Raw genomic sequence first — 13,584 nt, forward strand, 5'->3', positions numbered from 1 at the left:
CGGTGCGGGAGCGACCGTTAGTCGAGTGCGTCGAGGTGAGCCTTGACGCGGGCGCGTTGCTTTTATTCATTTGAACAGTATTCGTGTCTGCGGCGCTGACGAAAAAACTGATCCGGCAACCGGTCGAGGCTCTCGAAAGCCACTTCGGGCACTCCGGCTTCCTTGACGGCCAGGACCGGGTGATCGAGCAAATCACCAGTGGTCGCGACGGGCTCGTGGTGATGCCGACCGGCGGTGGCAAGTCGCTCTGCTACCAGCTCCCGGCGCTCTGCTTCGAAGGAGTCACCTTGGTCGTTTCTCCGCTGATCGCGCTGATGAAGGACCAAGTGGACGCCTTGGTCGCCAAGGAGATTCCGGCAACCCTGATCAACTCCACCGTTGCTTGGGAGGAGCAGAAGGATCGGCTCAACGGGATGCGTGACGGCCGCTACAAGCTCGTCTATGTCGCGCCCGAACGTTTCCGGGCGGAGTCGTTTCTACGGGCCCTCGAGGGGGTGGAGGTCTCCTTGTTCGCGGTCGATGAAGCTCACTGCCTGAGCCAGTGGGGCCACGATTTCCGCCCCGACTACCTGCGTCTCGGCAAGGCGCTGCGGAAGATCGGGAAGCCGCAATGTGTGGCGTTGACGGCGACGGCGACGCCCGCGGTTCGCGCGGACATTCTTGAGGTTCTGGGGCTGGAGAACCCCTTCGAAGTGGTCAGCGGATTCTCGCGGCCGAACCTTTCGCTTGCGATTACCGCAGTCGACAAGAAGGCACAGAAGCTGGCGCGGCTGCGCGAGGTGGTCGGCGTTCACAAGACGGGAATCATCTACTGTGCCACCCGTAAGAAGGTTGAGGAGGTGAGCGAGACGCTGGCGTCGTGGGGCATGCGGGTGATCGCCTACCACGGAGGAATGAGCGACTCCGAACGGGAAGAGGCGCAGAATGTCTTCCTCCGTCGCGAAGCCGATGTGGCGGTGGCTACGAACGCGTTCGGGATGGGGATCGACCGGGCGGATGTCCGGTTCGTGATCCACTACGAGGTGCCCGGCAGCATCGAGGCGTATTATCAGGAAGCGGGTCGTGCCGGACGGGATGGTGAAGCCGCGGTTTGCGAGCTGCTTTTCAACTACGCCGACACCCGTACTCAGGAGTTTTTCATCGAAGGCGCGAATCCCGGGGCGCAGGCGATAAGGGATGTCTACCGCTTCCTTCTCGACGCCGCCGACGGGGACCATGAGCTTCATCGAAGCATTGAGGACATCACCGATGGATCCGGTCTGAAGAATTCGATGGCGGTCAGCAGCGCTCTCGCGTCGTTGGCACGGTCCGGGTACATCGAGCGATTCGATGTCCCCGGCAAGAGGATGCGGGGAACCCGGCTGCGCAAGCCCGACGTTTTCCCCGAGTCCCTCGACCTCAACGAAGAGGCGCTGGAAGAGAAGGAACGGCGCGACCGCGAGAAACTGAAGGCCATGGTCGAGATGTGCTACGCGCGCAGCTGTCGACAGCAGTGGATTCTCGAGTACTTCGGCGAGGAGGATGCGGAAACCTGCGGCACGTGTGATGTCTGCCGGGATGATGGTGGTGACGACCGGGAACCCACGGATGAAGAGCACCTCATCGTCCGCAAGGCGCTGAGCGGAGTCGCGAGGATGTCGCGGAAAACATCGTCCGGCTGGGAAGGGAAGTTCGGCCGCGGCAAGATTGTCATGATGCTCATGGGCAGCCGTTCCCAGGAGGTGGTGGCTGCAGGGCTCGACCAACTCAGCACTTACGGACTGCTCAAGGATCAGGGCAGCGGGTATCTGAATGCGCTGTTCCGGGCGATGGGTGACGCGGGTCTGGTTCGGACCGAGGCCGGCGAGTATCCCTTGCTGACCCTGAGCGACCGGGGCGAGCGGGTGATGCAGGGTGGCCGGAACTACCGGATGTCGTGGCCCGAACGGGGCGTCGGGGCGGTGGCTTCCGCCGATCTGGAGGACCGTGGATTCGATCCCGCGCTCTACAGCGCCCTTCGTGATGTCCGAACCAAGGTGGCGAAGGCCGAAGGGGTGCCGCCATATGTCGTTTTCAACAATCGCACGCTGGAGGCGCTCGCTCGCTACCAGCCGCGGAGTCTCGATGAGGCGCTCTCGGTGCCGGGGATCGGAGAGGTCAAGGCCCAGCGTTACCTGCGCGGCTTCCTTGCAGTGTTGAAGGACTGGAAGGCTGCAAATTAGGAGCGCCGGAAGCGGGTGGTGTCAGGTTTGCACCTTGCTTCCCGCAAAGAGAGCGGGTAGATGATAAGAATGTTTCGGGCTATTAAAATGAGCATTGTGTCGATTTTTGGCATCGGATGTTCTTTTGCCCAGCAAGGAGGGTTGGATTCGCCGGTGGCGATCGGGGCTTACATCAACGGCTTGCTGCCGACCACGGCACCGGGGACCGCGACCGGTTGGGAAGTGGTGAACGCGTTCACCAATCTGACTTTTGTCGATCCGCTCTCCATGACCGAGATTCCCGGAACAGGCGAGTGGCTGCTTGTTGGAAAGAATGGCCAGCTCTGGCGTTTCGCCAACGACCCGACGGTAATTCAGAGTGAGGTGGTTGAGGTGCTGGATTGGCGGGCCTCGACCGAGACGTCGGGGGACCAGGGATTTTACAGTGCGGTCTGCCATCCGAACTTCGGTCAAGCCGGTGAAGCTGGCGAGTTCTCGGTCTTCGTATGCTACAACTACCGCCCGGTCCCGGGGGTGGACGACAACAACCGGACCTATTGGCGTGTCTCCCGGTTCACGTGGTTGTCGGGATCGGGAACCCTCAATCCGGCGAGCGAGGAAGTACTAATCAACCAGTACGATCCCCAGAGCTGGCACAACGGCGGGGCGATGTTTTTCGGCGACGACGGATTTCTCTACATCTCGTGCGGGGACGGAGGGGGATCGGGTGATGCCTACGGCAACTCCCAACGGATCGACCAAGGATTCTTCAGCGGGGTGTTCCGCATCGACGTCGACAACGATCCGGCCAAGTCACACCCGATTCGTCGCCAGCCGACCGAAGATCCGGCGTGGGCCAAGCCGACCGGTGCGAATTGGCCGGCGAGTTCGACCCAGGGTTACGGCATCCCCAACGACAACCCCTGGCTCGACCCTGCGGGTGGGGTTCTCGAAGAGTTCTACGCGATCGGTTTGAGGAGCCCGCACTCGATGCATTTCGACTCCGTGACCGGTGACATCTGGATCGGCGATGTCGGCCAAGGCACCAAGGAGGAGATGACCCGGGTGACGTCAGGCTCGAACGCCCAGTGGGCGTATCGTGAAGGTCTTTCAGCAGGCCCGAAGGCACAGCCTGCCAGCCTCATCGGAACGCCACAGCCTCCGGATCACGACTACGATCGTGGCACCGGAACCTGCATCATCGGTGGAATGCGCTATCGCGGGGCGCGATGGAACGAGCAGCTCGGCGGCAAGGTGATCTTCGGCGATCATGTGCGCGGGCGTGTCTGGACCATGGATCCGGATGTCGGCTCGCCGAGCGTCGATCTGATCATTGAGGGATTCGATACCGGGGCGAAGGCGGGGCTAGGAAATTTCTGCACGGACGCCGCGGGTGAAATTTACCTGATGAATCTGGCGGGAACCGATGTGCCGGGAGGGACGATCATGAAGCTGGAGGCGCAGGGCTTGTCGACCGAGCCTCCTCAGTGGCTGTCGCAAACGGGGGTGTTCTCCGATCTGTCGACACTCGAGGTGGAACCCGGCGTGATTCCCTATGATGTCGCGAGTCCGCTTTGGTCGGACGCTGCGGCGAAACGACGTTGGATCATCCTGCCCAATGACGGATCCCATGACACGGCTGCGGAAGACATCGCGTTCAGTGGTTCGGACAACTGGGTGTTTCCGGCGGGAACCGTCTTTGTGAAGCACTTCGAGGTGGAAACGGCGCCCGGAGTGATGAAACGCCTCGAGACCCGCTTGCTCGTCTGCACCGAGGGCGGCGGGAAGTACGGTGTGACCTACAAGTGGAACACGGCTGGAACCGATGCGGAGCTTTTGACTGGAGGGCTTTCGGAGGCATACGACGTGGTATTGGAGGGTGGTGGAACCGAGACGCGCTCTTGGGACTACCCCTCGCGGGCGGACTGCATGATCTGCCACAACGATGCGGCGGGGCAGGCACTCGGTTTCCGAACCCACCAATTGAACCGGAACTTCGACTACGATTCGACGGGGCGGACGGCCAACCAGTTGGTGACCTTGAACGCGCTGGGAATGTTCGACCGGACCCTCGGTGAGCAGGAGTTGCGGGATTTCATCGAGGCCCGTCCGTTGGATGACGGAAGCGCTCCACTTGAGCACCGAGTGAGGTCCTATCTTGATGCCAACTGCTCCCATTGCCACCGGCCGGGCGGTCAGGTGTCGGGATTCGACGCCCGACTTGCCACACCGCTTCACCAGCAGAACCTCGTGGACGGGTTGATCGAGGGGTTTTTCTATCTCGGGCCCGACGGCCGCTACATCCGCGCGGGGGACCCTTCGCTCTCGGCCGTGCATGTGCGGCTCGCAGCCGTTGGCGACGGGGATGCGATGCCGCCTCTGGCAAAAAATGTGGCGGACGACCAAGCGGTTGCAACGGTGGCGGAATACATCAGCGGGTTGAATCCCCCCGATTTCGAACCGGTGCCGGCGCCAATCGCCCGCTACGTCCGGCTGACGGCGCTGTCCGAAGTGAATGGGAACCCATGGACCTCGGTCGCGGAGTTGCGGGTGCTCGACGCGTCGGGTGTGGCGGTTCCGGTGTCGGTTCACGACTTTGACTCGGAAGAATTGGCGGACGAATACACGCCCGCGGACTTCGCGGTGGACGGTGATCCGGCGACGATCTGGCATACCCAATGGGGGGCGGACGAGGACCCGATGCCGCACCATTTGACGCTCGATCTGGGTTCGCTTCAGGAAGTCGGAGGCTATGAGTATGTTCCGCGTCAGGCTGCGGCAAATGGTAGGATCGCGAACTACGAGGTTCATCATAGCTCTGACGGATCCACATGGACGCTGATGGACTCGGGGACATGGGCGAATGACGGGGCGACGCGGCGCTTCGACGATCTCGTGGGGAGGCGCCCCGCAAGATCTTCACTCGCGGGGCCGTCGGGGACGGTTGGCGGAACTTTCGAAGTTACCGTGGTTTTCGATATGGATGTCGACGACTTCGACGCCGGCGATGTTTCGGTGACGGGCGGATCGGTCATGGATATCCGCGGGGCGGGTTACTACTACGTGGCCACTGTCCTCCCTTCCTCGCCGGAGGTTTCGGTGCAAGTTGTCGGGGACGCGGTGGATCCGGAAGGAGAGGGCAGCTTCGCGTCGAATATTCTAACCGTCGGCTTCGTCGACACGCTGCCTCCCGTGCCGAGCTTCAGCGGCGTGCCAAGTCAGGTGTCCGGAGCATTCGAAGTCCTGCTTGGATTCGGGGAAGAGGTGACCGGTTTGGAGATGTCCGACTTGGCGGTGACCAACGGCACACTCGATTCGATCGTGCCGGTCGGCTTCGATTACCGGTTGACCGTCACTCCCGTCAGCGAGGGTGGGGTGACGGTCGAGATCCTTCCCGGCTCGGTGATCGATTTGGTTGGAAACGTGATGGGTGCCGGAGCTTCGGTCTCGACCCTCTACCTCAGCCAACGGCTGTGGTTCGAGGCGGAGTCGGCGGATATCGTTGCGGGTTTTGAGGTGGTTTCCGACCCGTCAGCCAGTGCTGGCGCCTACCTGTGGACGCCGCAGGGGTTGCGAACCGGGTTTGCCTATGATCCCGGCCTCAAGGTGACATTCAATCCGGTGGTTCCCCGTGCCGGTGACTATCGTGTGCGGGGTATGACCCGCTCGGACGATGCCAGCAGCGATTCGTTCTACCTCGGGTTCGATGGTGAGGCCGCCCCGGACCCTTGGCACACCAATCAGGATGGCAACGTGGGAACCGGGCTCTTCCATCTCGATATCGCCAACAGCACGCGGCAGCCGCTGAGCAATCCGAGCGTGTTCACGCTATCGGCGGGTGCCCATGTGATGGAGTTGTATGCCCGGGACGATGGGACGAGAATCGATACGATCTGGCTCGAAAGCGTGCGCCCGCTTTCCATGCTCGCCGGTCCGGCCGGGCCGCTTGATGGCCCTTTCACGGCCCTGTTGGAGTTTTCGGAGCCGGTGACCGGCCTGACTCCCGCCGATTTCCAAATCAGCGGAGGCGCGGTCACCTCGCTGGCGGGTGGAGGTTCGCTGTGGTCGGTGGAGGTGGCTCCGGTGCCGGGTGCGGTGACCATTCTGTTGCCCGAGAATGTTGTCACGGATTCCGAGGGGCAGGGGAATCATGCCTCCAATCCCTACAGCGTTGTGGTTCTTTCCGCCTACCAGCAGTGGGCGATCGCGGCGGGTGTCGATCCGTCGGAGGCCACCCTCCTGGCCGACGAGGATGGCGACGGAGTCGTGAAGTTGCTGGAGTTCGCCTTCGGCCTTGATCCCGCTGTGGCCGACTACCGGATCGACGACGGTTTAATCCCTCCGTCCGGATTTCCGCGAGTGGAGTTGACCGAATCGGGCCCGGGTGGCCGGCTGCAGATGGTTTTCCTTAGGCGCCGGGGGCAATCGGGCCTCACCTACGTGCCGGAGTTCGGCAATGGACTTTCGGGCTTCGAGGTCGCCACGGGGCCGCCGAGCGTGGACATCGTCGATGCGGACTGGGAACGGGTCACGGTTTCGGATACCGAGACCGTAGGAACAGCCGCGCGCCGTTTTGGGCGAGTGCGGGTCACGCTGTCACCGTAACCGTCGTTTTCTTGAGGGGCGTCCGGTTCTCGGCTAGCACGGCATCGTGCGAATCATCATTGCGGCACTGATCCTAAGTTGCGGAGCCGCCTGCGGAGGCGGCCTCGACAACCCCGTGCCGGTGGGTCCCTTCGTCAACGGTGTCTTTCCGTCAGCGAGTCCGGGAAGTGCGACAGGATGGGCTGCGGTTAACGCCTTTCCCAACCTTGCTTTCGTTGATCCGATGCGTCTGTCCGAGATTCCGGGACTGCCGGGGCAGCTATTGTTGGTGTGCAAGAACGGGCAGATGTGGCGATTTCCGAATGATCCGGATGTGACGCCTGCGGAGGTGGTCGAGGTGCTCGACTGGCGGAACGAGACGCGGCGGGCAGGGGATATGGGCTTTTACAGCATGGTCTTCCACCCGGACTTCGGTGTCCCGGGTGCGACCGCTGAGAATTGGGTGTTCGTGTGCTACAACAAACGGAACCTCCTTCGGAACTCAGACAACTCGACCTACTGGAGGGTATCGCGTTTCGAGTGGAACTTCTCGACTGGAACGGTCGAGCCGACGAGCGAGTTCAACCTGATCAATCAGTATGATCCGCACGGCTGGCACAACGGGGGAGGGATGTTCTTCGGGACCGACGGCTTTCTCTACCTCGTCAATGGTGACGGTGGTTCGGGCTGGGACTACCACAACACGTCGCAGCGAATCGATCGGGGTTTATTCGGCGGAGTGCTGCGGATCGATGTCGACAACGACCCGCTGAAGTCCCATCCGATCCGGCGCCAGCCGCGGAACGCGGACTTCTCCTTTTACCTCTCGCATTACCCGGCGAACGCGTCGCAAGGCTACGGGATTCCGAATGACAATCCTTGGCAAGATCCAGGTGGCGGAATACTCGAGGAGTTTTATGCGATCGGACTGCGCAGCCCTCAGTCGATGTACTTCGATGAACCGACCGGTGACATCTGGATCGGGGACGTGGGTCAGCAGGACATGGAGGAGCTGACCCGGATCTCCAAAGGGGCGAACGCGCAATGGGCTTTCAAGGAGGGCACGCTCAACGGTCCGAAAGCCGTGCCGTCCACGCCTTTGGGTACCGAGCAGGAACCCTTCTACACATTTGGACGGGAGACAGGAAATTGCATCATCGGCGGGCTGCGTTACCGTGGAGCCAAGTGGGCGGAGGACCTTGGAGGCAAGGTTCTGGTTGCCGGGCATTCCTTTGGATGGGTGCGAGCACTCGAGCTCGACGAGGGCGGCGAATTGGCCGGTGAGGAAGTGTTGCTCAACGGACTTCCGACCGGCAACAAGGTGGGTATCTCCGGCTTTTCGACTGACAGCGCGGGCGAGGTTTACATGACCATTCTCGCCGGGACCAATCAGGGAGGGGGAACGATCCTGAAACTTGCGACAGCCGGGGTGACGGCGGAGCCGCCCGGGTTGCTGTCGCAGACCGGGGTATTCTCCAATTTGACGACACTCCAGCCGTCGGCGGGGATGATTCCCTACGAGGTGGCCAGTCCCTTGTGGTCCGACGGCGCGGTGAAGTCGCGCTGGGTGATCCTGCCGAACGACGGTGCGCTGGATACTGCCGGTGAGAGGATTGTATTCTCCGAGGATGGGCCTTGGCTGTTTCCGGCGGGGACCGTGTTCGTAAAGCATTTCGAGGTGCCGGTGGACGAGACGGACCCGTCAGTGATGAAGCGATTGGAGACCCGTTTTCTGGTATGCACCGAGGGCGGGGGAAAGTACGGCGTGACCTACAAGTGGAACGAGGCAGGCACGGATGCGGTTCTGATGTCCGCCGGTGTGAGTGAGGCCTACACGGTGGAGTTGGCAGGAGGAGGTAGCGAGTCTCGCACGTGGGACTATCCGGGACGTGCGGATTGTCTTCTCTGCCACAACGAGGCATCCGGCCAAGCGCTGGGATTTCGAACCGCGCCGTTGAACCGGCATTGCTTCTATCCGGTGACTGGTCGGACGGAGAACCAGTTGGAAACCTTGAACGGGTTGGGTGCATTCGACGTGACACTCACGTCGGATCAGCTCGCCGATTTCATCGAAGCAAGGCCACTTGGAGACCCGACGGCTCCACTTGAGCATCGCGTTCGGTCCTATCTGGATACCAACTGCGCGCATTGCCATCGACCCGGGGGACTGGTCGAGGGCTTCGACGCCCGTTTGGGCACGCCGCTCGCGGAACAGAATCTTATCAACGCGGAGATCGAGGGTTTCTATTGGCTGGGGCCGGACGGGCGTTACGTGGTTCCGGGCGACCCCTCACTTTCGGCAATCCATGTGCGCTCTGCGGCCGTGGGAAACGGTGAGGCGATGCCGCCGCTGGCGAAGAATCTGACCGACGATGCCGCGGTGGCGGCCTTGGAAAGTTTTATCCTCGGGTTGGAGAGTGCGGAGTTTTTGGCGGATGGCGGCAGCGCGCGACCGACAAGGTGTTCCATCGCCGGCCCCGCGTTCCTCGACGGACAACCCTTCGAGGTGACGGTGGTTTTCGACAAAGACGTGATGGACTTCGATGCGGCGGACCTGTCGATATCGGGGGGAACGGTCATCGGGTTGAGAGGGAGTGGCTACTACTACGTTGCGACGATTGAGTCCACGGCGTCCGTCGCTGAAATCTCGGTGGTGGGGAATGCTGTGGATCCCGACGGTTTCGGTAGCCATGCGTCCGAGGTCTTGGTGATTTCCGGTCCCACTTACTACGCGGATTGGAGCGCCGGATACGGCGTTGATGGGAGCGCCGCGACCCAACTCGCTGACGAGGACCAGGACGGGATCGCGAAGCTGCTCGAGTTCGCTTTCGGTCTCGATCCGACGCTGGCTGACCATCACCCGGATGAGCCGTTGGCGGTTCCGCCGTCCGGCATGCCGGTGGGTGTTTGGGATGCTGCAGCGGGTAGGCTCGGGATTCGGTTCCTGCGTCGACGCAACGCGCCGGAGTTGGTCTACAAAGCCGAGTTCGGCAGTAATCCGGATGCCATGTCCGGTCCCGGAGGCACGGCATCGGTGGATGTCGTCGACCCTGAGTGGGAAAGAGTCACCGTCTGGGACGCCGCTACCGCCGGACCTGAATCCAAGCGGTTCGGCCGGGTTCGCGTCACTCTCAGCCCGCCCTGATACTCGGACCTCTTGACCGTTCGCGACCGCGTGAACATGGTGGACGCCATGGCTGGCAAGAAATCCGTCCTTTTCGTCTGCACCGGGAACACGTGCCGGAGCCCGATGGCCGAGGGGCTTTTCCGCAAGGCTGTCGAGGAGCGGGGAGATTTCGAGGTCGCATCTGCCGGAGTCGCTGCCTACCCCGGCGGCCGGGTCAGCCGCGAGACCGAGGATGTGCTCCGAAGCCGCGGGATCTCGCTCGAAGGCTTCCGGAGTCAGCCTGTGAGCGAGGGAATGATCGAGCGTTCGACCCATGTGTTCGCGATGACCGACAGCCACCTGCAGGCGTTGCTCGGGATGTTCCCGGACCACGAGGACAAGTTCTTCCTCGCCTGCGAGTTCGCCGAGATTCCCGGCAAAGGGATCGGCTGCGACGTCCCGGATCCGATCGGACAGGGGCCGGCTGCCTACGCGGATGTGGCTGCCACGCTGGATGTCGCGATTCCAAAACTGATCGAGTTTATCGATCAGACGTGGAATGGCTGAGAATCGGCCGAATCCGTCCGGCACGACCTGATCGGGGGTTGCATTTCCCCGGCTCAGAGGCCATTTCCCTGCGGCGACCAGCCCCTATTCCTTCATGAGCGAAAAGACCCTGCGCATTGCGATCGGCGCCGACCACGGCGGAGTGGAACTCAAGGACGCCATCGCGGCGCATCTGAACGCCGCCGGCTACGAGGTCACGGATTTCGGAACGAATGGAACGGAGTCGGTCGATTACTCGGATTACGCAAATCTTGTCGCCCGCAACGTCGCGGATTCGACCCACGATTTCGGGATCCTTTGCTGCACCTCGGGCGTCGGCGTCTGCATGGCGGCGAACCGTCACGACCACGTCCGCGCCTCGAACGTCCGGACGGTTGAAGAAACGGTCATCACCCGCCAGCACAACGATGCCAACGTGCTGTGCCTGGGAGGCAAGACGGTCGAGCAGGCGACGGCCTTGGAGATGGTCGATGTCTTCCTCTCGACGGATTTCGAAGGTGGGCGCCATGAACGACGGGTGTGCAAAGCGTCGGGTTCCCGAATTTCCGAAACCGATCCCGAAATCTACGCGGCGATCGTTGCCGAAGAGAAGCGCCAGCGTTTCAACATCGAGCTGATCGCCTCGGAAAACTTTGCTTCACCGGCCGTGATGGAAGCGCAGGGCTCGGTCCTGACCAACAAGTATGCGGAAGGGTATCCCGGTCGCCGTTGGTACGGTGGCTGCGAGCACGTCGACGTGGTCGAGTCGCTGGCCATCGAGCGGGCCAAGGAACTCTTCGGTGCCGAGCACGCGAACGTGCAACCTCACTCCGGGTCCCAGGCGAATACCGCGGTGTATTTCTCCGTGCTCAAGCCGGGCGACCGGATTCTGACGATGGATCTGGCCCATGGCGGTCACCTGACGCACGGCCACAAGGCGAACTTCTCCGGCAAGTTTTACGAGGTCACCCACTACGGCGTGAGCAAGGACGACGAGCGGATCGACTACGATCACCTCGCCGAGCTCGCGCGTGAGACGAAGCCGGCACTGATCACCTGCGGTGCCAGCGCCTACTCAAGGGTCATCGACTTCGAGAGGATGGGGGAGATCGCCCGCGAAGTGGGTGCCTATCTGTTCGTGGATATGGCGCACATCGCCGGTTTGGTTGCCGCAGGGGTTCATCCGAATCCCGTTCCCTATGCGGACTTCGTCACATCGACGACCCACAAGTCGCTCCGCGGTCCCCGCGGGGGCATCATCCTGTGCAAGGAGGAGTTCGCCAAGAAGATCGACTCGCAGGTGTTCCCCGGCATCCAGGGTGGTCCGCTGATGCACGTGATCGCGGCCAAGGCAGTGTGCTTTGGTGAGGCCCTGAAGCCGGAGTTCAAAACGTATCAGGAGCAGGTCGTGAAGAACTCGCAGGCGATGGCCGCGCGTCTGACGTCGCATGGTTACCGCATCGTTTCCGAGGGCTCCGACAACCATGTGATGATGGTCGACCTGCGGCCGAAGAATCTCAATGGCGCCGACGCGTCCCACGCATTGGATGAGGCGGGCATCACGGTGAACAAGAACTCGATTCCCTTCGACACCGGCACTCCGATGAAGCCGAGCGGCATCCGGATCGGAACGCCTGCCGTGACGACCCGGGGTGTGAAGGAAGCCGACGTCGAGAAGGTCGCCGACTTCATCGACGAGGCACTTCAGAGTGTCGGGAACGACGAACAGCTCCACGCCATTCGCGAGCGGGTGCATGAGTTCATGCGTGCGTTTCCGATGCCTTGGTAGCTTCGGTCGAGTCGCTGCCGGGGCTCTTCTTTCGGTCGGCTCGGCCGAGAAACAGGGTGCCGACCAGAATGACCGCAGCCGCGATGGCGGTGGCGGGGCCGAACAGGTGACCACCGCGGCTGAAGATTGTGAGTCGCTCGGTGGTGGCGACCTCGGTCATCATCACGCCGGGGTCGAATAACGGCAGTGAATCGATTCGAGCTCCGGTCGGATCGACAACCTGAGTAAGACCCGAGGACGAGGCCACGACATACCATCGGCCGGTCTCGGCAGCTCGGTGCCGGACCAGTTCGGCATGCTGCAGATGCTGACGGGCGGTCCAGTGTTCGGCGTCCATACTGGGAACCAGAAACAGCTCGGCTCCGTTGCGCACGGCTTCGAGCGGGATCCGGGAGTAGTCGTTGTCGAAGCAGATCGGTGTGGCGATTCGCCCCAAGGGTGTGGCCCATGCGGGAGTTTCTGTCCCGGGAACGCCCTCATCGAAGAAGTGGACGGGACGGTTCTTGTCGTGGGTTCCGAGAATGCCGTCTCGACCGGCGATGAGTGAGGTGTTCGACCAACTGCCGTCGTCGTGATCGGTTCGGCTGCCGACGACGAGGAATGTTGCACCGTGCCTGACGAGCAGCTCGCGGACCTGTTCCAGTTGGGCGGGATGTTTCCGGAGGTCATACGGAAGCGCGTATTCCGGCCAGACGAAGGCATCGGCGCCACCTTCGACTTCGTCCGAGAGCTGGAGATACGCTCGGAAGGGCAGCGTTTCTCCCTGCACGGCGGCGATGCGTAGGTCGGTGGTCGTCGGCGCTTTACGGGGGAGATAGCAGGTGGCGGCGAGAGCAGTCAGGACGGCCACTCCGGCGATACGGGTGCTCCTTTCGAAAACCACAAGTCCGGCACCCAGAGTGGCGGCGAAAGTAACACCGTAGACGCCGAGGATCGGTGTGAGGTAACCGGGCGGAAGCGCTGTGCCGGTCGTGATCCACGGGAATCGCAGCGTGAACCATTCGCATCGGTAGAACTCGATTCCGGTCCAGAGCACCGCCACGAGTGAGGCGAATGTCCACGGCGAAAGCTTCCGCTTTCCGAGCGTACCCATGACGACGGCAAAGATGGTCGGGAATAGTGCGAGGATGAAGAAGAGCAGGACCGCCATCAGTCCGAAGATCTCGGCAAACCAGTTGAGGGTGCCGCCGTAGAGCGCGAGGCCGAAGGCTCCGCCGAGCACGAGTGCCTGGTCCGGTCGCGCGCCCTTCAGAGAGAATAGGAAGACAACCGGCACGACCAAGGCCAGCGGATGCCAATGGAGTGGAGGGAAAGAGGCAATGCCCAGCCCTGCCGCAAGGAGTGTTAGAAGAAGTCGGTGGGTCAGGGCCAAAGTAACG

6 protein-coding genes are annotated in these 13,584 nt (G+C 62.1%); 5 read left to right on the plus strand and 1 reads right to left on the minus strand.

Translation table 11 applies throughout. The features are described from left to right. Positions 1-83: 83 nt before the first annotated feature. The 5 genes from HAHE_RS17065 (at position 84) to rpiB (ending at position 12,205) form a co-directional block, all read left to right on the plus strand. A complete protein-coding gene (locus HAHE_RS17065) occupies positions 84-2,201 on the plus strand; it encodes an ATP-dependent DNA helicase RecQ (protein ID WP_338686120.1) in 2,118 nt (705 codons plus the stop codon). 153 nt (positions 2,202-2,354) lie between these two features. Further along, positions 2,355-6,785 carry an Ig-like domain-containing protein gene (locus HAHE_RS17070; protein WP_338686121.1) on the plus strand — a complete coding sequence of 1,477 codons (4,431 nt, stop codon included), beginning with the start codon at positions 2,355-2,357 and terminating at the stop codon, positions 6,783-6,785. 46 nt (positions 6,786-6,831) lie between these two features. Further along, positions 6,832-9,909: a PQQ-dependent sugar dehydrogenase gene (locus HAHE_RS17075; RefSeq protein ID WP_338686122.1), complete on the plus strand. Its 3,078-nt coding sequence runs from the start codon at positions 6,832-6,834 to the stop codon at positions 9,907-9,909. 48 nt (positions 9,910-9,957) lie between these two features. Further along, positions 9,958-10,437: a low molecular weight protein arginine phosphatase gene (locus tag HAHE_RS17080; RefSeq protein WP_338686124.1), complete on the plus strand. Its 480-nt coding sequence runs from the start codon at positions 9,958-9,960 to the stop codon at positions 10,435-10,437. Positions 10,438-10,531: 94 nt separating this feature from the next. Continuing rightward, positions 10,532-12,205 carry a ribose 5-phosphate isomerase B gene (gene rpiB / locus HAHE_RS17085; RefSeq protein WP_338686125.1) on the plus strand — a complete coding sequence of 558 codons (1,674 nt, stop codon included), beginning with the start codon at positions 10,532-10,534 and terminating at the stop codon, positions 12,203-12,205. On the opposite strand, the gene HAHE_RS17090 is transcribed toward rpiB, so the two are convergent. Beyond that, the gene (locus HAHE_RS17090) at positions 12,177-13,577 is read right to left on the minus strand and encodes an apolipoprotein N-acyltransferase (RefSeq protein WP_338686127.1); all 1,401 of its coding nucleotides are present in this window, start codon (positions 13,575-13,577) and stop codon (positions 12,177-12,179) included. The two genes, rpiB and HAHE_RS17090, sit on opposite strands and share 29 nt — an antisense overlap. Positions 13,578-13,584 lie beyond the last annotated feature (7 nt).

The organism is Haloferula helveola, assembly GCF_037076345.1.
GTDB lineage: Bacteria > Verrucomicrobiota > Verrucomicrobiia > Verrucomicrobiales > Akkermansiaceae > Haloferula > Haloferula helveola.